This is a genomic window from Acidovorax sp. K2F (assembly GCF_025246485.1).
GTDB lineage: Bacteria > Pseudomonadota > Gammaproteobacteria > Burkholderiales > Burkholderiaceae_C > Acidovorax > Acidovorax delafieldii.
On the sequence record NZ_JAOBSQ010000062.1, the window covers coordinates 1 to 21898 of the forward strand.

12 protein-coding genes are annotated in these 21898 nt (G+C 57.2%); 1 reads left to right on the forward strand and 11 read right to left on the reverse strand.

Annotated features, from left to right (window positions below; translation table 11 throughout):
* From N4G42_RS24440 to N4G42_RS24480, 9 genes are all read right to left on the reverse strand, one after another.
* Nucleotides 1-474: transposase (locus tag N4G42_RS24440; RefSeq protein ID WP_260669018.1), on the reverse strand; the 474-nt coding region annotated here is incomplete at its 3' end.
* 414 nt (nt 475-888) lie between these two features.
* Nucleotides 889-1950 carry a hypothetical protein gene (locus N4G42_RS24445; RefSeq protein WP_260669019.1) on the reverse strand — a complete coding sequence of 354 codons (1062 nt, stop codon included), beginning with the start codon at nt 1948-1950 and terminating at the stop codon, nt 889-891.
* A 214-nt stretch (nt 1951-2164) separates the two neighbouring features.
* Nucleotides 2165-3286: a hypothetical protein gene (locus N4G42_RS24450; protein ID WP_260669020.1), complete on the reverse strand. Its 1122-nt coding sequence runs from the start codon at nt 3284-3286 to the stop codon at nt 2165-2167.
* The gene (locus N4G42_RS24455; RefSeq protein WP_260669021.1) at nt 3286-6132 is read right to left on the reverse strand and encodes an ATP-binding protein; all 2847 of its coding nucleotides are present in this window, start codon (nt 6130-6132) and stop codon (nt 3286-3288) included. Before N4G42_RS24455 ends, N4G42_RS24450 begins: the two co-directional genes overlap by 1 nt.
* The gene (locus N4G42_RS24460) at nt 6129-7400 is read right to left on the reverse strand and encodes an ATP-binding protein (protein ID WP_260669022.1); all 1272 of its coding nucleotides are present in this window, start codon (nt 7398-7400) and stop codon (nt 6129-6131) included. The genes N4G42_RS24455 and N4G42_RS24460 overlap by 4 nt, the downstream gene beginning before the upstream one ends.
* 1 nt (nt 7401) lies before the next feature.
* Nucleotides 7402-10188 (reverse strand): TrlF family AAA-like ATPase, encoded by a 2787-nt coding sequence (locus N4G42_RS24465; RefSeq protein WP_260669023.1) that lies wholly within the window; start codon nt 10186-10188, stop codon nt 7402-7404.
* A 12-nt stretch (nt 10189-10200) separates the two neighbouring features.
* Nucleotides 10201-13092, reverse strand: coding sequence for a DUF1156 domain-containing protein (locus tag N4G42_RS24470; RefSeq protein ID WP_260669024.1), 2892 nt, complete (start codon nt 13090-13092; stop codon nt 10201-10203).
* Between the two features lie 11 nt (nt 13093-13103).
* A complete protein-coding gene (locus N4G42_RS24475) occupies nt 13104-16631 on the reverse strand; it encodes a helicase-related protein (protein ID WP_260669025.1) in 3528 nt (1175 codons plus the stop codon).
* Between the two features lie 70 nt (nt 16632-16701).
* On the reverse strand, nt 16702-17595 hold the full coding sequence (locus tag N4G42_RS24480) for a WYL domain-containing protein (RefSeq protein ID WP_260669026.1): 894 nt from the start codon (nt 17593-17595) through the stop codon (nt 16702-16704).
* A 1218-nt stretch (nt 17596-18813) separates the two neighbouring features.
* On the opposite strand from N4G42_RS24480, the gene N4G42_RS24485 reads away from it, so the two are divergent.
* Nucleotides 18814-19116 carry a helix-turn-helix domain-containing protein gene (locus N4G42_RS24485; RefSeq protein WP_260669027.1) on the forward strand — a complete coding sequence of 101 codons (303 nt, stop codon included), beginning with the start codon at nt 18814-18816 and terminating at the stop codon, nt 19114-19116.
* 230 nt (nt 19117-19346) lie between these two features.
* On the opposite strand, the gene N4G42_RS24490 is transcribed toward N4G42_RS24485, so the two are convergent.
* Both N4G42_RS24490 and N4G42_RS24495 read right to left on the reverse strand, forming a co-directional pair.
* Nucleotides 19347-20039 carry a hypothetical protein gene (locus N4G42_RS24490; RefSeq protein WP_260669028.1) on the reverse strand — a complete coding sequence of 231 codons (693 nt, stop codon included), beginning with the start codon at nt 20037-20039 and terminating at the stop codon, nt 19347-19349.
* Nucleotides 20036-21898, reverse strand: a 1863-nt coding sequence (locus tag N4G42_RS24495; protein WP_260669029.1) for a VPA1269 family protein, incomplete at its 5' end; no start/stop codon positions are given. The genes N4G42_RS24495 and N4G42_RS24490, both read right to left, overlap by 4 nt.

Genomic DNA, 21898 nt, shown 5'->3' on the forward strand with positions numbered 1-21898 from the left:
GGCGATGGCCTTGGGCATGACGGTGGTATCCACGATCACCTGCTGTGTGCTGGTCTTATGGATGACGCCGCCACGCCGGGCCGCCTCGATGCTGGCCGCCAGCAACGTCTCCACGCCTTCTTCTCCAATGCGCTGTCTCCAGCGCGTCAAGCTGGACGGGTCGATGGGCAACTCGGTCTGCAGGTAGGTCTCGCCACAGAAGAGCTGCCAGTACGGGTTCTCCACCCAGGTGTTGACCACGGCTTCGTCGGAGGCATCGAAGGTGTGCTGCAGGTACAGCAGCCCAGCCACCAGGCGCGGAGCCAAGGCTGGACGGCCACGACCGGAGGTGAACGACACCGCGAAGGTGCGCTCGATCTCGGCCCAGTCGATCAGCGCGGCCAGCCTGACCAGTGGGTGCTTCATGTTGAGCTGCTCGTCCAGCCTCGGACGGAACAGCTCGCCGGACTGCGGCTGCGAAGGCTTCGGACCCATCGTACTCCTCGGAGCGATTTGCAAGAAAACAGGTACTGGCAAAACCATACCTTGCAAATCCTGCGCCCATCAATCAGCAGAACTACGTGTCAGATCAAGGGCTTGCAGATTGTTCAGGGCGGACTCATTAAATTCTCGCAACAGGTAGGAACTGCGCGTGGCGTCCAATACGATGCTCCACATCGTATTGCCCTATAGAAAGCCGTAGCGCCGACGCTGCCAGCTTGACCAGCATCGCTGGCACCGTGAGCACCAAAGTAAGGCGCCCCTTTCCCCACCGCTGCGGCCAGGGCTGCAGCCTTTCAAGGCCTGTGCTCCAGCAGGCACACCAGAACCTCATATGGGTCTTCCCTCGGTGGATCCCGAGAAGGTGCTTCAGGCCCATTTTTCGTTGGCGCATTGCCTGTGCATGCTTCAGGGATCTTGCGACAAGGCCTCCACCAGTCTGTATTGAATCTGCACGTCCGCAGCTGAGGCGTCTGCTCTTGGGCTTACCGCCCATTGGGAGCACTGAATCACCATCCTCCTTGATTCAGACGTCGCCAGACATGACAGCCTAAAAATTGTTCCGATGATCTTCCGGCTTTTCTCGGCGTATACGCGCTGCCAAAGGCCAGAGTGCTTGTCGCTGAAATCCTGCAGCAAACGCGCTACCGCGCTTTCGAGCTCATCGTCGTTCCTGGCCACAAGGAGATCTCCCCGGGGATTAAGGATCTTTGACACGTCCATCGCGACGATCCCCCGATGACCTGACCCCACCTCAGCCTTGAATGTGTCCTGAAGCTGGGAGCAGGCCTTGCGCAAGTTGCCCTCCAACGCCTGTTCTGAGGTCACGCGTTTGCACTCAACCCAAATTTTGCGCTCTTCGATCTTGATGCCGGTGTCGCTACGCGCATTCAATATGGCCTCTACGTTGCGCGCCGGTCGATGGGCCATGGCGGCTACGCTAGCCTCAAACAGGAAATTGCGTGCGGCCGTTGATTTCGGGGTTTCATTTGCCACATTGACGGGGCCATTGACTGCTTTTTTCAGCTTGTCGATCACGGAGGTCAATTCACGCGCTGGCACATCCTGCAGAGCCTCATGGATTCGTGTGAACTCTACAATTTCAAACAGGGAGCTCACGAAGTCTGGAAACGCTGCGTTCGCTTCGTCGATCGAGGCTGTGAGGTATGCATCCTTCCAGTAGCCCATGACCTTTTCATAATTGGACGTGCGCCCAATCTGGAGATTTATCCCCAGACCTGTCATCCAATTCATCGCTGCCAAGTACTTCTGGTGGACAATCGAGTAGGAAGTCGTGGGAATCATCTGGCGGTGGCGGTTGGTGCAGGCACAGGATAACTTGGTCGATGGGTTTTTACACTGGCTTGGTGTCGCAACGGAGAAATGGGACTTCCATACAAGTGCCCAATGCTCATTTAAAGGCTGGATAATTTCCGATGGCTCCTTATGTGAAGAAGCTGGATTCTTCAATGGAGCGATTATCTTTTCGACATCTAAACTTAGGGCATCGACTTAACTCAACTGTTGCAAACCTTAGATTCGGAAATTTTCGTTCTTCGGTATACGCTCGCCCCGTCTTGATGCAATGAGCTACGACTTGAAAGATAAGGTAAACACTCTCCAGTGGAACTATGGAACCAACACACTGAGCTACCGGGAAAAACCTCGCGGCCGAGGAATTTCGTCATGGTCGCGGCGCTCCCGCGTCATCACGTCGCGGCAAAGCTGGCGTCACAACACCATCCTTCAAATTGCCGCCCTGGATCGATTTGAGCATTGCGATTTTTTCTTCAAGCTCCGCAATTTGCGCGCGCAAGCGCTGAGCCTCATTCTTGGCATCAGCACTTTGGCTATTGCCTTCTCGAACGGCGGCTATGAGTTCTGACTGCCACTGGTCGCCAGCAAGGTTGTTGTCCTTGTCCTGGTAGTAGGCCAAGCCCGAAACAATGAGTGCAAACAAGGCCAAGACCGCAGACACGCCCACCGACCAAACCGCAATGCTGATTTGTTTACGAGTCGACTGATCGGCCTTTTTGTCGCGCTCGTTCAACTGCTCAAGAAGGAACGTCGCCGCCTCCGCAAGATCCTTGAGCGTTTTGGCTGACTCAGCGGTCATCTTCCCGGTCAGCCTGACCATCTCAAGCTCTTCAGCTCGCTCACGAGCTTGACGAGCGAACTGTTCGTTCATCGCATGGAAGTGATCCATGTTCGGCGCACGAATCTCGACCGGCGGTGCACGCTTCGTGAACTGATCGTATGCGGACAAGGTTGAGCCCAAGGCCGAGGAGCTTTTTCGAACCTGATCGAAGATGCTGCTGGTCGATTCCAGCATCTTCTCGCGCATCCTCCGCAGCTGTAGGGACTGCACCTGGACTTCATGTTTGAGTAGTCGGTCCAGGAAAGCTACCGCTGGCTCAGAGGCTTCCCGCTCGGGCCTTCCTGAGGAATCATCCCCGTCGGATGAACCGCGAAGAAGCATCTCGGCGTAGACCGCTGAGATCTGCTCCCAGTCTGGGTTGGAGAGCTGATCAACATCCGCAGTTGCCAGCGGCGGCCGTTCGTCCTTGAAGCCTTTGGCCTCGACCCGGCTCGCTATGTGGGGTAGGAAAGCCCGGATGCGGTCAGCAGGCTCTTCATCGGGAAGCGCTGCTAAGGCGCTCAGGTCCGAAGTGCGCAGCCCGTACAGATACAACGTACCGACGGATGTCGATACGGCTGTGGCTGGCATGAACAGCTGATCAAGGTTGAGCACCTTCTTCTTTGCAGCGGGCTGCTCGGCATTGGATGGATTGATGTCCTTCGCCATCACTCTCCTGACTCAAACTCGGCATTCTTGAACTTCAGCACGTTGCAGTTCTCCTTCACAGCCCGCTGCAACCCCTCATCGAAGCCAGTGGATGCCTCGGCTTGTATCTCGATGGCAATCTTCACCTTCACCCCGGGGCGAGTCGTGAACTGCTGAACGACCTCATCAACCAGATCTGCGAACTGTTTTTTTGCCAGGAACGGGTCGAGCTCAATGCTCGCGTAAAACTGCTTCTTTGCGGCCTGCCCGGCGGCCGACGACCCGGAACGATATTCACCTTTGGCTGAATCTTCAACACGAGGCACGCCGCCGTCCGCTGGAACACTGGTCGGCGATGCGCCACCGCCAGCCTCGGCCGCCTTCACACGCGAAGCCTCTTCTGCAGCGCGCAGTGCCTCCATATAGGCGGCTGCCGCAAACGGCTCGATCAGCAGCAGAGACGAATCCATGATCAGCGAAGTGCGCTTGCCGTAGCTAAACCCGACATAGCGACCATCGTCTTTGCCCTGCGCGAAGCCGAAGAAGTCGCGACTTTCCGCCCCGGCTGTCATCGTCAGCTGAAAGACCGTGTCATCTTTCAATCGCGGCAGGTACAGCTGTTGGCAGCTCTGCTGCCAGACGTTGAGTGCGCTGGTTTCCTTGGTGTCGTCCTTCCAGAACCAATCCTTCAGAACCTTGGACAAGTGAATCGGTGCCCACTCGTTGATGAGCAGTTCATTCTCCTTGAGCACGCGTTCGACTTCCTGCGCCCAGTTTTGCGCGCCCGGGTTGACCTGGAAGTGTTCCCACCGCAGATCAGACAAGCCTTTGCCGGGCCGCGCCTCCTGCATGGGCGCCACGATCCATTTGTATGTCTCGCGGATCATGCGGCGCACCGTGTCCTCGGCTGTTTCAAGGCTGCCTGCTGCCTGCTTGGCCATCAGGTTGTCGAGAACGATGCGGTTCTCCTTGTAATCGGCAACGATGCTGCGCCACGCCAAGTAGGAGCGCACATGATCTTTCAGCCGACTGACGCTGTCATAGTCGGCCGCTAGGAAGATCAATCGGTTCTGCTTGAAACGGGGCTGGTCACCGCGCCTCTTCAGGATCTCCGTCGCACGATCGATGGCAAGGCTTTGGCCACTTTTGCTGAAAGCAGCGTCGGGCGGAAGGACCACCAAGCGCAAAGCCCAGTCATCGGGAACGTCGCCGCTGTCGGTAAAGACATGGACACCACCGAACACACCGCTTGCAAAGCCGCGCTGCACGCGCTCACGGACTGTGGGGAACACGTCTTCCTTGTCCTGGAAGCGGCGCTTGCGCTCTTCCATCTCTCGACGCAGGTTCGGCCGCGTATCAAGCCAGAAGTGGTTGTTGGCATGATTTAGATAGTGCAGCCGGTCGCCAAGACGGCGCAGCGCATCCTTGAACAGCCCGATCTGCTGCCCTGGCTGAACGACGCCAAGCATGACACGGTCCAGCTCCAGTCCACGAACCAGCTGGTTCGTCGTGCTGGGTGCACTGCCCAGAAACACCGCCCGCGCTGAGCGACGGCATGCCTGCACACTACCGAAGCGGGTGTCTTTGTTCTCGATCTCGGTCGTTTCGGCGCGCTCGCCGTCCACGTCTCTCTCGATGACCGGATCCCAGCCCTGAGGCAAGTGATAGATCACCTCGTTACGCACGTCCGCGTCGTACAGCGGGAGGCTGCCCGGCATGATCAATGGGTCGTTGTTTCCATCCCTCCACAAGCGGTGGATCACCTTGGCCATCAGTTTCAGCACGCCCCGAGTGCGCTGGAAACCGTCGAGCGTGGACCAATCCTCATAGAGCCGGTCAAACACCTCGGGGTGTATGGGGTAGGCGTGTACAAGTCGATCAAAGTAGCGACTCTCCTGCGTTTCCTGCGGAAAGTCGTCTCGGTTGCTGGTGTAGAAATCAGCGAATGCGCGGCACACAGATTCCATCGCCAGCCTGTCGTTGATCGACGTGAAAAGACGCCGCCGAACGATCTCGAAAGCCTCCTCGGTGGCCACCGGCTTCCAAAGTGCCTGCACGCGGCCGAAGTAGTGAGCAAGAGCCTCAAGCGCCTTCACGCCGCGCTGGCCGGCTGCTTCCTTGTCCGACTCGGGCAGCGATGCCAACAGCACCGCCGTAGGCACAGCCTTCAGTGCCTCGGTCAATGCCTGCACGAACGACATGTTGGAGTCGAAGGTACCGCCGCTGAGGGCCTTGCCTTCCTCGAACTGCCGCACGTAAGCCACCAATTCGTCGACCAGGATCACGCATGGTGCGCAACGCGCCAGAAGCGTTTCCAGCACAGCCTTGCCGGGAGAGGTGCCGGACGCATCGGCGTCAGCTACCAGTGCGTAACCTTCAGCGCCGCCAAGCTGCCAAGCCAGGTCACCCCAAAGCGTGCGGATCGCCTGTCCCTCGCGCAGCAATGGCTGGTTGGGCGACGACTTGATGCCATCCAATACCGCAACGCGCGCACGCGGCAGCTCCACGATTTGTGCTGCACCGAGGATCTCGCCCAAGCCCTGAAGATCGCTGGCAGGCACCTCGCCTTTGGCAAGGTGGTACACCGCCAGCATCGTATGGGTCTTGCCGCCGCCGAACGCGGTCTGCAACTGAATCACGGGGTCGCCGCCCCTACCAGCAAGGCGCCGAACCACCGAATCAAGCAGCAGACGCATGCCCTCCGTGATGAAGGTGCGCTGGAAGAACAGTGCTGGATTCTGATATTCGGCCGTAGCTGTACCTGCGTGCACGCGCGACAGATCGGCCGCAAACTCGGCCTGCTGGAACGTGCCCTTGAGCACGTCCTCGTGAGGAACGGCGACTTCGCGCCAAGGTTTCAAACTCATGCTTCTTGCTCCGTAGCTGCGGCGAAGATCGTCAACTTCAGCTCGCTGTCATCGCTAAGTTGGTACTCCGGGCGTTTGCCAGAAAGGCGTTCACTCGTCTCCAGGACAATGGACACACCCTCGCCGCGCTTGTCCATGATGTGCTGTCGGTGAGCCGCCAGTGTGTCGTCGACGATCGGGCAGCGCGCCAGCAGGCTGGTCAGTGCCTCGTTGCGGGCCGCCTGCCTGAAGGGCAGGCTTTCGGGCGTCATCGTGTTGGGCAACATGCCAGGTGAGTACAGCTCCAGCCGGTCATCAAACAAGCGCAAGCGCACCTTCGCGCCTGCCATCGAGTAGTCCCGGTGAGCCACTGCATTGGTGACCGCCTCGAAGACTGCCAACATATCGAATTGAGGAAGATCCTCACGCCCACCTTGCGCAAGCTTGCGCGCAGCCATTTGCATGTTCTTGCGCACGAACGCGCAGGCTTCGAGGATCTGCTGATCCAGAGGCCCCACGATGTCCTGAGCATCACGTTGATACGCCCCCTCACCGGTGGGCACGACATCCTTGCCTTGATAGGCTACAGCCTGGATGAACGCGCCAGGCAGGAACTGCTGGGCAACCGAACTACCCAGCAGGAGGCCCGCGACGGTGGGGCGCCACTCGCCTTGTTCATCACGGGCAGCCATCGCGAGCTTGCTCATCAGCACCTCGGGCGCATCACTACTGCGCTGAGGTGCAAACCGCCTCCACAGCGCTTCGTTCAAGTCGCCCAACGTGGCCCGAGGCACTGGCGTTTCATCAAAACGAATCAAACGGGACTGGCTGCGCTGCTGGAACAGCCTCGCCAGCTGATCCGGCGCGATCGGGCGCTTGGATGAGCCAACTCGATGCAGGTAACCACCAGGGCTTTGATGCACAAAGAGGCTGCGCTCAATCGCCAGCCGGAGGACTGGCTGCTCAACACCGCTGCCATCAGGCAATGTCATGCGTTCGATGATGGGCGCCAGTGGTGGCTTGATGGACTGCTCACACGCCTGGCGGACCAGTTGTTCCACATCGTCGAGCTTGTCTACCGGAATGCCCAGCACCTCACGGCTCGTGTCCTCCACGCCGAGCAGCAGCACGCCGCCCGAACTGTTGGCAAACGCTGCCAGTTCATCAGCCAATCCTTCCTGCGACGGCCCTCTGACCTTCCCTCCCGCGAACTTCACCTCCTTGAGTTCGAGGAACGTGTCCTCACCGAGCCTGATTTTTTCCAGCAATTCACTGCGTGTTGCAAACATGTCAAACCTCCCGGCCAAGCCGCTTCCAGCGGCGTTCGAAGGCATCGCGGCCTCCCTCCATCACACGACAGACCTCATCGCGCACCGCCTTGTCCTGCAAAGCACCGCTTTGCTGCACAAAACATTGCCCTCGGCCGAACTCCATTACGTGCACCAGCTCGGCGTCCCCGTTCACCACCACATTCGGGTTGTGCGTCACAACGATCAGTTGACGTCGCAGCTTGTTTTCCCTGATCTGTTGAACGATCAGCTCGTAGATCAGGTGGTTGTCCAAGTCGTCCTCGGGTTGATCCAGCACGATGGGCTCTTCACCGAAGGCCAGCAGGAAAGCCAACAACGCAGCCGAACGCTGCCCTTGTGACCCTTGGCTGATGGCGGTCCACCGGCCATCGCGCTGATACTCGATGCGCAAGTCATCCTCGGGGGACCAGGTCGAAATGCGATCAGCAAACTCCGGCTTTTCATGCTGCCGCTGCAGATAGTTGCGTAGGCGACCGCCTAGGTTGGCATCGGTCGTCAGCAAGCGCTGGCGGACTGCTTCGACCACCTGAGCCTTCGCAGCGTCGTCGGCCTGCGCCAGATCGAAGGCCATCCCACCCGATGCATCGTCGTTCAGGATGTCGTCGGCAAACCGGTCATCGGTGACGTCGATCAGCTCTCGCAGCTCGCGTTCGAGCTGCTTGGCTTCGAAGCCGAAAGGCACGACTGATATCCGAACATAGGGGTTCCGGTCCAGAGCCTGCTGGACAAAGGCTGCCCTGGCCTGCGTCACGGCACGCCGCTTCTCATCGAACAATGCGCGTTGCGCATCGATCTGCGTCACCAGGGCCTGGCGGTCGCCTTGCATCTGCTGCAGCGTCTTGCGCTGTGCTTCTAATTGCTGGCGCTCCTGAGTCAAGCGGGCAAAGGCCTGCGGGTCGCTGACGCCTTGCGCTACTAGTTGCTGTTGAAGTGCTGAGTGCGCTTGCTGAGCCGCCTGCGCACGCTCCCGCCACTGCACATACCGTTCATCAGCCTGCGCGGACTCGACCACCGCGGCCAGCTTGCGCGCGCGCTCCAGCAACTCAATGCGAACCTGTTCAAGCTGCGCATCAAGCCCCTGACGCCAGGAAAGCAGATCTGCATCCTGCTCGGTGAAGTGTTGGCTCGACCAGTCATCCAACACCAGTTGCTCTGGCAAGTCGGCAATGCGTTTGGTTGCGGCGTTCAACTGCTCGAGAACGCCCTTCACTTCGCGAGCTTGATGTTGGGCCTGGGCGTAGGCGCGAAGAACGGCAGCGTGATCAGCCTGTGAAAGAGCAGCCAACTTCCGTCCCGACTCCTCCAACTTCCGATCTACTTCGGCCAACCCAGCCAGCTTACCGTCCATCTCACGCAAGCGCGCGCGCTGAGTGAAGTAGGTGCGACGGGCTTCCTCAACCGTCTGTCTTAACGGCTCGATCTGGGCTGCCTCGTCGATGATGCCTAATAAGGTCTGCCGCCCACCTCCGGCCAAAGCCGCAATCTGCCCCTGAGAAAAGATGCGCAGTGGGAACCGTGCTGCATTGACGCTCTGGCTGGCAGAGGGCTCCCAGCGACCACCACGCCACTCCTCCACCACGGTGCCTTGACCGTCGGCTCGCCACAGCAGCCGCCGCCGATCCGCTTCGTGCTGCCATTCGACGCGAATCACGGTGTTGGCGCGAACCGCCCCCTTGTCATCGCGGCCATTGGCCACCTTTCGGAACGCCTCAAACTGTGTTCGCGGTTCGCTGCCTGCCGGCAATGCGGCCAGTTCCTGATCTCGACGCGCGGCCAGACGCAGCGCGTGAACCACGGTAGATTTTCCCGTGCCGCGGCCACCCACAACGGCATTGAAGAAAGGAGAGCATGCCAACCGGGCCGGTGCCCCGTTGCCCATGAAGCGTGCGTGCTCAATTTCAATGGCCGTGACCAAGTGAGCCGGCACACGAAACGGATCGAAAGCGCCTTCGTCACTGCGGCGGATGGATATTCCATTGCCGTCCAGCAGCGCCAGTCGCAAGCCTTCGAGCCTGGGGCTTCCCATTTTGACCCAGGTGTAGCGGCTGCCAGGGGCGCCGGGGCCCTGGAAGGTGTGGCAATCACTGCCAAGGACTCGTGCCAGCTTGTCAACCTGCGCCTGCACGCAAGTCGGCGCGTTCCGGGTCATGTCTTCCCACTCGACCGCGAGGAGTTGCGCACTGTCGAAGATGCCCCGCAGCGTGTTCGCGTCCAGACGGCTTGCATTGCTGTCGTTGCGTCGCGCCAAGAGGCCCTTGCCACCGTCGTCGGGCCGGTCAGCATGTGCGGGTATTGGAATACCGCCCGCTGCCAAGACGGCCTGGAAGACATCCTCTGGGCCTTCTCTCGTCACGCCGTCGCTGTCTCCATCCGTGCCTTGGTAGCGAACAGCCGCCAGCAGGTCGGTGATGGTGCGCGTTGTCTGAGTGGGATCGAAAATCGCCAGCAGATGGAATCCGCCACTGACCGAAATCTCGACGCCAGGGAACAATGTCAGTTCACGAAAGCCAGCAGGCGCTTGCCCGCCATCAGCCAGGGCCTTCATCTCCGCATATGCTGCCTTCAGCGGATCGATCCAAGCGCCGCTGTTGTGGTCAGTCACTGCGACGCAGTCGATACCCGCCGCCATGTACTTCAGTAACCAGTCCTGCGGCGTCAACGTCAACCCGTTGCGATGCCACGGCGTGTCTGTGGAAGCCGGCGTATGTGTGTGGAAGTCAAACTTCCACCAGCGCGAACCGGGGTAGGGCCAGGCAGTTTCCGGCATAACGTTCCTCCTTTAGATGTCCAACTGCGACTGCGCACCGATGACGCCAGCCTCTGTGGCGGCTTGCTCAATGCTGGCCCAGGCAGTCACGATTTCGTTGTACGCGCGAGCGTCGTCGGTCCAACTCTTGCGTTCACACAGCGTGTAAAGGCGATAGGCCAATGCTCGGATGGAATCGGCATGACTAGGCATCCGCGCCAAAAGAGCCCCAGCCGCCGCTTCTCCCTCCTGATTCAGTGAGCGGATCAGGTGGTGTAAAGCCTCCCAAATAGACAGTCGACGGTCTGACTCTGGCGACCATCCGCGAGGCAATTCCGCAAAGCGCAGCAGACGCAAATCGCCCTTCCCGGACTGGGCTACGCCTGAGGCTTGCAGACCCGCGACGCTGGTCCCTTTCGCACGCGCGAGCACATCGGCCTCGCCGAACTTGCCAGTAGCCCAGCCGTGCTGCTCGAACCAGTGCAAAGAAAACTGCGTGTCATGATCAAAGTCGTCTTCAGCAAAGAATCGGTTGATCAGTTGCAGCGCGGCCTTTACCCGCATCGATGTGCCGTCTGCCTCGAGTACGCCTGCGTACTGGCTAAAGATCGCCATGCCAGGGCCAATGATCGCTTGTGATAAGTCGACCGGCTTGACAGGTGAGCTCACGCCGCCGCGAGTCATCTCATCAAGCGCTTCTGGCAATGTCGCATTCAGCTCACGAATAAAATCTCTTCGTCCAACTACGGGCGCATCGGCCAGCCGCCTTCGACAGACCAAAATGATGCTGGAGCTGAGCGCGTTCGCGTTGTTTCCGACTTGCCGGTTGTCCCCCTCAGTTCTCATTGGCCAAGTGCCGGTGACCGTGAACCCCGCATCAACAACAGCTTGCAAGAACGTTTCCCAACCCGTGTTAGAGGTTCCCGCAACGTCCTCCGTTTCGGATTGCCTAAAGGCGTAATAGATCGTCGTTGGGAAAGCTGGGTGGGTTCGAAGAAGGAGAGATCTAAAAGCAGAGGTCATTCCTTCCATGAAGAAAGCTTCAGCCATTTCCGCACTACCATGCCGGTATGGCGTAGCAACAAGCTCTTCAGCTTTGGGCACCGTCATAGTAGCGAACAGCCCCGGAAATACTGATCGCAAGCAGCGACGCAACCAGACGTACAGAAAGTCAGACAGGTCGGCGTAGCTAATGTTGTTGTAGTACGGCGGATCGGTGCTGATGACCGCGTTGCTCAGCGGTAGGGGAAACGCAGAGGACGTCGCACTTTCTTGAAATGCATGTCCAGGTGGAGAAGACAACAAGGCCGTCTCAACCACTTTTGCAACGACTTGGCAGCAATCAAGGAATCCTGAACTTGAACTTGCAAATGGCGACCCCTCAGCGAAATCCCAGGACATCTGAAGGGCCTGCTTCGGCATCCCCGATCTCATGGCATTGTCTTTGGGGCGCCATGTAGCCAGTGAGCACCCATAGTCGGCAAGTCTGCTCACCGCGCATGCCAAATACACACCGATAGCCTCTGCATATGCAGTGGCACCCGTGCCTCCAGCCTCTAGAGAGACTCCATCGTCTTTGCCCGACGCTATAGCGTCCTCTCGACACTTCACAATGGCAGCGCCGACGAGATCAGAAAGTGTCCCAAGAGCAACCAGCTGACGGGATGTAAAAAGATCGCCGTACTTTCTCAATCCGTAGAGTTGTGTCCGGATATCGCGAGGGTTGTGATTAATTTCCACATCCGGCCGCCATTCAGGAGTGGCGGCGAGGGCTGCCGACTCATGCTCTGGTGTTGGACTCAAGTAGATGCGACCACGCATACCCTCAACGACGATTGCCATTAGGCGTTGCCCCAACGTACCCGCTTGGCCCTGGGTTCGAATGTATGTGACGGGTATCGGGGCATCACTCAAAATGCACCGGAAGTGTCCGCCACGGCCCTCCTTGGTCCCTTGCGATGCTTGACCATCCGGCTTTCCAAAACGAACGTCAAATCTATACGTATCGCCCCTAATGATCGGCACAACGTAGCTCTCCTTTCCTGCTTTGCTTGAAAGCACGAAGGTCGATACAAGTGGGACATCTGCGTGAGAGAAGGCGGGGCTGGGGCTTCTTACTGTTCTTGCCCACAACCAAGCGACAACGGGAAGATCTTTCCCTAAGAGTGCACCTAGATCCGGCCGTTCTGCGACCATGGCGGAAGTGACGGTGATGGACGGATACAGATGGCCCACGCGCCGGCGGGCCTCATCGAGCATCCACGCTCCATAACGTCGTACGTCTTCGGCCATTCCGGTTACACCGGCCCACGAATCCTCGAGTCGCCTCTGCCTTTGACCTACCAACGCCGGTCCAACTGGTTCGTATCCAGCGAAGCGTGGCGGCAATTCGATCATCGCCTTATTGATCGTCACTGGCACAGGGTTTAGGTCCGAGCCGTAGCTTTCCATGCCCAAGCGTTGTGCCTCCAGCGGGATCGCACCACTTCCTGCAAAGGGATCGTGAAAGACGGGCAGGCGAGTTGGATCAAACAACTCGGCCGCCTGAGGGTGGGACCTGTTTAAGCGGCAGGTTTCTTCCCAACTCCTTCGGATTTCTGCCCGTGCTCGCTCAAGAACGCTCTGATTGTTTGTGCTCTCCCACTTAACCAACTCTTGAATGATTTCAAACAGCTCTTCTCTTCGAGCCGCTGCTTGCGCCTTGGTCATTCCTGCAAAGTAGCCTCGCTCGCCGCCAGGATCATTCACCAACTGGGCAAAAAGAACCGCGCGCGCAGCCGCAACCGGGCGCTGGGCCCACCATTTATGAAGCGTTGTCGGATACCCCCCTGGGGCCTTTCGCTTTCTTAACGCTGCCTCCTCGTTGATCGCGTCTAACGGCAAGGCAACTTCGATTAGCTTCTTAGGACTCTTTATAGCGGTCATTCTTTTTCTTTCTATCCTGCGCGATAGGCACGATCAAGCAGTTGCTCAAGATCGAGGTTGATACTCGTTACGGCCCAATCGGGCTCTTGCGTGAACGGCTCTTGCACGTAGAACGGTCCTTCATGCTGCTCACCATCCACCAAAACGACAGCCAAGATGAATTTGTCGGCTTGGTTGAGCCCATAGAGGATCTCGTTACGTGTGACGGTGATCGTGGTTTGCCCTTTGGCACGGCCCTTGACCTCAATGTGGCGCGATGGCAAGAGTCGGCCGTCCGGCGCTTTGGGCAGGCTGGTGACGTCCCATCCACACTTCTCCGCCGACACGTCGATGACCTCGTGCCCGAGAGCGCGCTCGGCGTTCATCACGGCGCGCATCGCGATCTGCTCCACGCGGGCCCGGGCGGCAGCATCGGCTGTCCAGCCGGGCTGCCCCTTGCGCTGCAACAGCAAGCCGGCGGGAATGACAAGGGCGCCACCCAAGATCACCGGCGTAGCGGAGATGACGTGGCGCATCGCCAGTAGGTCTTTCTCGCGCGACTCGCGGCGAGCTGTGAGGTCGTCGATGGTTCGGCGAACGTTCTCCAGCGTCAGCCGCACGTCCTTACCGGCTGCGATGTCGTCCTGCAGCTTGATGTATCGGTCAGACCAGAAGTTGATCTCCCTGACCAGGCGCTCGTGCACGGCGGCCAAGGTCTTGTCCACCGTCTTCTCGCGGCGGGCCCGGACCTCGTCAAAGTGTTCGGGCACAAGATGCGCGGATGCATGGGCCAGAGCCACGTGTTCCAGATCCTTGGCAATCCAGGGGGCAGTCAGCACGTCCTCGACCAAGGCAAGATCAGCAGGGGCCAAAGGTGCGAGGTCGAGGTGGGGCGCCCACCCCGCATTGATCGCGTTGCCTTTTGGGTCGATCTCAACGAACTGCATGCGACGTGAAACCACCTGCACTGGGTCGCCACCTTCCCTCACCGAGTGGTCGATGATGAACATCACCTTCGGTGTCAGTCCCATGTCGCTGGGGTCCACCAATACAGCGCCTTGCTTGAGCTTGTTGCGATGGACTTCGAGCACCAGGTCAGTCACTGACTGCATCAATGGATGACCAGGGTGCAGCAGGCTCGCCATCGGCGCACCGACGCGGTCGGTCAAACGCACGAACTGCTTCTCGAAGCAGACGCGCTCATAGCGGCGCAGCACAGGGTCGGCGTTGCGGCGGTCGCGGCCAGTGATCTGGCGGTCGCGCTCACGGATGTTGGCCGGGACGTTCGTAATCTCGTAGCGGCCCGACTCGCGTGGGCGCAACTCCCCACCGATCTGCTCGAAGGCTTGATTGAAGAAGGATCGGATGAAGAAGGGTTGGAGCTTGCGGGCCTCGGCCTTCTCCATCTCCTCCTTCACAGCGAACAGCCGTCGTTCGTCCATCACCTCTTCGCACAGAGCGTTGCGCTTAATAATCTCTTCGAGATGGTGGGTATCCAGGGCGCCTTCGACTTTCTGCAGAAGGCGGGCACGAACCTCGGGATCGGCACCGTAGCGAATGGCTTCGATCAGCAGGTCTTTGAGGCTGCGGTCCTCGAACACCTCGCCCAGGATGTCAAAAACGCGGCCTCCGAGGGCTTCGCGTTCCACTTCCAACTTCTCGAACAGGCGCTGGAACACGTCGCCTTCACGGGTCTCCGCTGCCACCATATTCCACAGGTGGCAGACCTCTGTCTGGCCGATGCGGTGAATACGTCCGAAGCGCTGTTCCAGGCGGTTCGGGTTCCAAGGAAGGTCGTAATTGACCATCAGGTTGGCGTTCTGCAAGTTCACGCCTTCGCCCGCCGCATCGGTGGCCAGCAACACGCGCGAGGCAGGATCGTTGCGGAACAGCTCCTGAACCTTCCGGCGATCTTCGCGCTTGACCCCGCCGTGAATCATGACCACGGCCTCCTCGCTCCCAATCAGACCGTGGATTTTGGTGGCGAGGTAGTTCAGCGTGTCGCGATGCTCGGTGAAGATGATCAGCTTGCGCTGTCGACCTGCAGCGTCGTGCATCTCGGGCGTGTCTTGCAGCAAGCGAGAGAGTTCGTCCCACTTGCGATCCTGCCCAGAGTGCACGACTTGGCGCGCCTGCTCCTCCAAGGCTTCAAGGATGATGATCTCGGCCTCAAGCTCCTGAATGGTCTGCGCAGCCGTGGCCTGATCGACGACAGCTTCCTCGAAGTTCTCATAGTCGTCAGGCGAGAGTGCGTCTGCAGATTCCCAGATGTCATCCGGACCGCCGTTTGCACTGGTGCCGACGAGTGTCTCGGCAAGTGACCGCCCACGCTGGCCCAGCTTTTCTTCCTCAACGCGTCGCTTGAGTTTGTTTCGGCGGCGCTTGAGTGACTGATAGATTGCCTCGGGGCTGGAAGCAAGTCGGCGCTGCAGGGAGGTCAAAGCGAAGCCGACGGTACCCTTGCGCCCTCCGTCAGCGAGCCGTTCTGCGTTGTCAAACTCGTTTCGAACGTACTCGGTCACGGCTTCGTACAGCGCTGCCTCAAGATCCGACAGCTTGTAGTTGACGGTGTACGCGAGCCGTGGAGGAAAGAGACGCGTACCATCGAATCGCAGCATGTCTTCCTTGACCATGCGTCGCATAAGATCGTTGACGTCGACCTTGTGTGCACCGTCACGGAACTTGCCGTAGAAGCGGTCGGCATCCAGCAGCGACATGAACAGCTGGAAGTCCTCTTCCTTGCCGTTGTGAGGTGTGGCGGTCATCAGCAGGAAGTGCCGCGTGATGGAGCCCAGCAGCTCACCGAGCTGGAATCGTTTCGTCTTGTTGACTTTGTTGCCGAAGTAGTTGGCCGACAGCTTGTGCGCTTCATCGACGACCACCAAGTCCCAGTGCGATAGACGCAGTTTCTCTTGAAGGTCCTCAGCACGGGCGAGTTGGTCGACCCGAGCAACCATCAGGTCGATGTCGTCGAAAGGGTTGCCGCTGCGGGACTGCTCGACCTGCTCGCGCGAGAACAGCGAGAACGTCAGACCGAACTTCTCGAACATTTCGTCCTGCCACTGCTCGACCAGGCTGCCCGGCGCCACGATCAGCACCCGCTTGGCATCAGCGCGCATCAGCAGTTCGCGGATGAACAGGCCAGCCATGATGGTCTTGCCGGCGCCGGGGTCGTCTGCCAGCACGTAGCGCAGTGGCTGGCGAGGCAGCATCGATTCGTAGACCGCCGTGATCTGGTGCGGCAGCGGCTCCACGTTTGACGTGTGAACGGCCATCATCGGATCGAACAAGTGAGCCAAGCTGATCCGATAGGCTTCGGTGGCAAGCTTGAAATCCTCACCAGGTGCGTCAAAAGCCCAAGGACGCCCGGCCTCGGCCAACGACAGGTTGGCCTCGTCTGTACGAAACAGCATCCGCTCCAGCAGCTTTCCGTCGGCGGTCTTGTAGTAGACGGTCAACGCGTTGTCACCCACCGGCTCGGTCGTGACGATCCGCACTACCTGCCCGGGCTCAAGCCCCGAGATGGCGGCGTTCTTCTGGATTTGTTCGAGCTTCAGCATCGTGCTGCCCTCTGTCCTTGTTGCCGCATCGCTCGCAGGCGTGCCGCTGGGTGTTTACGCTTCATGGCCATCATCGTTGCTGGTTGGATTCAGCGTAGCCGGGCGCAAGAATGAGATTCGTCACGCCGTAGAGCGCTTGCCGGTTCTTCAGCCAGAGATGGTTCTCCCCGCCACGGAGACTGTGATCGGGCGTGCAGTCCACGTTCCAGCGTCGCAGCATGTAGCCCACCAACGCAGCGCGGACACGAGAGACCAGCATCCCGTCGGTCATGCCGTACTCCGCTTCGATGGTGTCTGGATTGCTCATGTTGGCGGGGTGTGGGACCATCTCCAGCTCAACGATCCGGTTCCACTGGATGTCGTGCTCAGGCAACTCTTCGTCGGCGATCAGCCCACTTTCGAAGCGGGCATCAGCGATGCGGGCCAGAACGAAGTCACGAAACTCTTGGGAGCGTCGATCATACGCACGGACATGCCAACGGCTACCGCTGTCGGCCAAAGCAAAAGGCACGATGACGCGCGACGTCATGCCGCTGCTCACAGCCCGATAGCTGATGTGGACAGCTGACCTGCGATGGATCGCGCGCGTAATCACCGACAAAGCGTCGAGGCTTGGGTCGTTGATCTCTATCGCCGGCTCGGAGGCAATCAGAGGGCGCTGCTTGACGGGCTCCTGATCCCCGTAGCCTCGCGTTAACCAGGTCAGCACACGGGCCGGCGAGAAGTCGAAGAGCGGCCGGAACAAGTTGGCGCGCACGTAGACCTTGTTCTTGCTGTCGTAGTCGAGGTTGCCTGGTGCCAGGTCTTTGTAGGTCGCCAAGTCCCTCGAAGCTGCCGCCGCCTGGATGCCAAAGCGGCCAAAGAGATCCTGCCTGCGCACCTCTCCTAAAAATCGGACGCGCAGTTCAATTAGAGCCAACCGGTCCCGCTGAGCCTGGGTGAGCGCTTGAAGATCGAGAGCCATTTTTTGAAGTACATAAAACGTTCCCGATGCTAACATGTGGCTCAAAAAGAGCCGGATATGCGGATCTTATGGGGTTGCAATCGATCTCTCCCGCATTCATGCGTGTCTGCAACTGTTCCAACTAGGCATCTAGCACCACTACGGGGATGGCAGTATGCATAGGGAGTCGGGCGCTTCGCTTCAGGTGAGCGAGGCTCATAGCGGCCTTCCAATGCTCTCAAAGAAGCGCTCTAAACGTTCGCATTCAGCGACGCGTTGATCACGCGTGAATTGCATTGAGAAGCCTAACTTGCCAAGGAGTCGGTAGTACCCGCGAAGGTTGTCCAGACCTTTCTGGCGCAGAGGACTCACAAGAGCGTTGCAGTTGGGGCAGTTGGACTCCTCGACAGGTGGCCTTAGCGCCCCCAACCAGGTACAACTCAGACATCGGGCGGGAACTACATCCAAATCGCGTGTCAATATCATCGTGGACTCCATTGAAGTTCATTCGCTCGATTGCTCCCTAGCGGGACTCAAGACCGACGCCGAATGCTGACAGTATCTTCACGTTCTGCCTCCACTATTCGCAGAATGTATTCGCGGGCTGTCGTGTCGTGGTAGCCAATTCCAGCGTCTAACGTTGATCCACGGGCTGAGATGTAGGCCCTCGTAACGAGCAGTTCGCTGGAGTATCCGTGGGAGCTAAAGATGCGGACCGTGGGACCGAACAGGCGTTCGTTGCGCGCACTCTCACCACGTAGAAACGCAATGAATGCCTGCTGACCCAAGGCCGGACCGTTCGCCAGGCCCTGCGGGTATCCGTCCGGCGAGGCGATGCCATAGATGCTGGCGACGCCAGAGCCCTCTACGAATAGAACGGATGTGAATAGTCGGCACACAGACCCAGGTCGGCCTGTCTGGATGTCCGCCGCCCAAAGCTCTTCGTCACTGCCCGGAAAGCGCGCAAGAAACCGGACATCGGCCACGTCGACAGCGAAGGGCCCCGAACCGTTGATCGCATACACGTCATCCAACTGCATTGCCGCCCTCACTTCATCTAGTCCACGGCATGGACCATCCTTATCCATGCCAGTGATTGCTAGCCACGGTACAGCTTCACCATTTTTTGCGCTGAAGCAATCTCGGCTGTTCGTCGCCTTGTCGAACCGCAAGCTCTCAAATAGCAATGAACACTATAGATTGTAGTCCTATAGTGCGCGTTTGACGGTAATCGGAGGCATGCCCTCCAAGTCACGCGTTTCCAACAACCTGCCTCAGGCCATGAAGGCAGTTCGAGAGATACGTGGGCTTACACAGGAAGATTTTGGCCTGGTGTCCAGCCGCACATACCTGAGCGGCTTGGAGCGGGGTCTAAAAAGCCCGACCCTCGGCAAGTTGGAGCAGATTGCCTCTGTGATGCAGGTTCATCCCTTGACCCTGCTGGCGCTTACATACGCCAGCACGCCTTCACGTGAGGCGGCTGCTGAGGTACTTGATCGTGTTTGCCAGGATTTGGTGCGGCTTTGGTCGGAAGATGTCTGAGTCGCGCCCCTTGCACCCGCTTCCCTTCAACAACGACTGCGTTGATGCGGCAGTCAACATGTTTGGCCTCAACGTCTCTTTAGCGGCGCACTTTCCGATCGCGCTCATCGCCACTGGTCGAGGCAACCGGGCTTAACTGCTATTGGTTGTCTGGAGTCTTCGATATCCAGGCGTCGATCACTTAAGCTGCTGAAAAATACCAAGTTAGTGTGATAAAAAATCCGAATTAATCATTGCAAGAACCTACTTCTCCATTGTTCGATATCTAGTCCGGTCGCAACTCTAATCTGCTCAAATTCAGATGCATCCAAAATAATCTTTCCGTTTATTGTTAACCTTCCATTAATTTGTCGATAGTTTCGCTCCTCAATTAAGTGCTTCACAAGCTTTAATAATGCGTTTGATCCTTCAATAAAATATGGAATTTTTTTCAAATTCTGGGGCTGATTAAAGTCTCTATCTTGGGGTTGCTTGGAGGGACTTCTTAAAAGGCCGTCAATATCAATCCCCGGGCTAAGAGACTTTAACAAAGTTCTCAGACCATAGTTTTCTTTAGTAAGCCATTTGGATTTGCTTTCACGATCTCTTACAAGAGTTTGTAAAAGTGGATCAGCTATTCGGTCGACGATAGTGTCACTGGGAATGTTGCGGTCGATCTTGTTTAAGGTTTGCTCGTCAATTCGTGAGCGAACGTAAACTCCAAGCTGAGAGCCCTTGTTGGAAATTGATGAATAAGCAGGGCCCAAATTCCCGCACCGTCGTGCTACTTCCGCAGCCGAGATGACTGATCTTTCTTTCTCAATTTCATCACATGCATTTTTTACCCGTTGAGCATTTCCGCGACGTAAACTATTCCGGGAAATCATGAGTTCTTCAAAAATAACGGCTGAAGATAATCGGATTTCGTTTCTCTCTTGAGTCATTTTTTTATAGCCCTTATTTCCGGAGTGATCTGCTTTACCGCGTTAAATAGATTTTTAATTCCAGCACCCAGCGAAGGGACACATCTAATACTGGACTTTCCCTCCAGAATTTCTTTTGTTTTGAGCGGCGAATTGGATAGGTGGAGCATAAGATCTATCAAGAGATTTGCTGTCGACAATCGCTGTTTTTCATCAAGCCTGAAGAATAGTGCACTGAAATCAGATTCACCACTCAGAGCTAGAAATTTTCCCACTGCAAGTTCAATGTCGAGATGTGCTTTCAGTGCATCATCTTCAAATGAGGGGAGCAATTCTGTGCAGGTTGACATGAAATGGGTGATTTCGAGATCGCTAGCCTCTGCAAATCCAAACTGCGTTGGATTGTGAGGCCTTTGTTTAAAGAGTGTTATGGGGTCAAAATCGCTTGATTGATAGATATTTTTTTGATTTTTAATGCTCTGATAGGCATCCAGTTTTTTTACCGAGCTTTCATAAAATCGCATTCGATGCCACCATTCGGTGAGCATATTGTTAAGTTGTCTTTCCTCTTTGTCATTTCTGTCTCGCAAGATGTCAGCCCTACGAGGTTGACCGTCATCTTCAGCTGCCATGATCTGTTGGCGGCTTTTAGCAATCGAACTTACCTTATTTCTTATTTTTAGAATTAGGTCATTCCCTCGTATGGTTTGACCTAGTAAAAATGCAGGGCCAGTGAGGTAGAAACGACATTGAGGACAGGATGGCCCTCTGTCACCGATCGGGACTGGAACAATTCGCTTACGTTCATCGAGACCGCCCTCCTCGCATCTACTACCCGGACATATCCCATCTTCCCTTACTTGTACGAGTCCTGCGTTGTCGTTGAGAGCATCGAATCCGGTATAACCGCCCTCGTAAATAGGGTTTGATATTAAGAAAGAAGTCATTTCCCCAAGTTCATCTTCTGTGAACCGAGGAAGCGCGCTACTCTCATCGCCTATATTTTGTGATGCTTGCATTAGCGCCTGACGAACGGCGCCTGGCGTTGGCTTGTCATACCACAGTGTCATCATATATGTCTTATGGCCCGCCACATATTCAGAAACGATCCCGAGCGGCACCCCTCTGTCGAGTAAATCAGTAAGCCCCGAAACCCTCAGAGAGTGGAGGTCGTGTTTTGCTATGGGATATCTGCTATTTTCCGTTCCTTCTTTAACAAGCTTCAAACGATTTTTTCCATTGACAGCTTGTGAATTTTTACGCTTCTCGGCTTCCCTGCAAAGCTTTCCCCATAAGTGAAGCATTTTAGATCTCGATACTGGCAGTGAGCGATCTGGAAGCCTTGCTGCAGTGGGATCACGAAACAGACAGTAAAATTTATCTTGACGATCCGCCCACTCTTGCGGCGATGTCCTGTATCCCTGTGCGTCATCTATTGACTGCATGTTTGGATGTGCTGCGTAGCGAAAAATCCATTCGCGCTGGAATTGGAGATGTTTCATCAGCTCGTCAGATACATAAGGAATCGCGTATCCAGTATCCGATGTTTTATCAACAGTTACCCAAAGACCAACAATTTCTGGCTCCTCAGGGATCCCTGACGGAACGACTTGAATAAAACCTTCTCTACGACGTTTGTCCGTAATTCCATCAACTGGAAGTTGATTTTTGTTCGCGATCATTTTTCCGGATTCAAAATCATATATTTCGGCGTCTCCTTCTCCGGAATCCAGCATTCTTGCTTGTAGGCCTCTGATTGGTATGGATAGCATTAAATATAAACATATGGCTGCGCTAGCAGGCTGCTGAAATACTCCCCACCGTCGTTTCCCGGTTGACGTCTTGCCAGGACAATTGAGGCAACCCAACCGACCAGACTG

Bases quoted from the DNA above. Each gene is read 5' to 3' on its own strand.
- N4G42_RS24465 (WP_260669023.1), bottom strand. From the start codon at position 10,188: ATGCCGGAAACTGCCTGGCCCTACCCCGGTTCGCGCTGGTGGAAGTTT.
- N4G42_RS24485 (WP_260669027.1), top strand. From the start codon at position 18,814: ATGCCCTCCAAGTCACGCGTTTCCAACAACCTGCCTCAGGCCATGAAG.
- N4G42_RS24475 (WP_260669025.1), bottom strand. From the start codon at position 16,631: ATGCTGAAGCTCGAACAAATCCAGAAGAACGCCGCCATCTCGGGGCTT.
- N4G42_RS24480 (WP_260669026.1), bottom strand. From the start codon at position 17,595: ATGGCTCTCGATCTTCAAGCGCTCACCCAGGCTCAGCGGGACCGGTTG.
- N4G42_RS24470 (WP_260669024.1), bottom strand. From the start codon at position 13,092: ATGACCGCTATAAAGAGTCCTAAGAAGCTAATCGAAGTTGCCTTGCCG.
- N4G42_RS24490 (WP_260669028.1), bottom strand. From the start codon at position 20,039: ATGACTCAAGAGAGAAACGAAATCCGATTATCTTCAGCCGTTATTTTT.
- N4G42_RS24460 (WP_260669022.1), bottom strand. From the start codon at position 7,400: ATGTTTGCAACACGCAGTGAATTGCTGGAAAAAATCAGGCTCGGTGAG.
- N4G42_RS24455 (WP_260669021.1), bottom strand. From the start codon at position 6,132: ATGAGTTTGAAACCTTGGCGCGAAGTCGCCGTTCCTCACGAGGACGTG.
- N4G42_RS24450 (WP_260669020.1), bottom strand. From the start codon at position 3,286: ATGGCGAAGGACATCAATCCATCCAATGCCGAGCAGCCCGCTGCAAAG.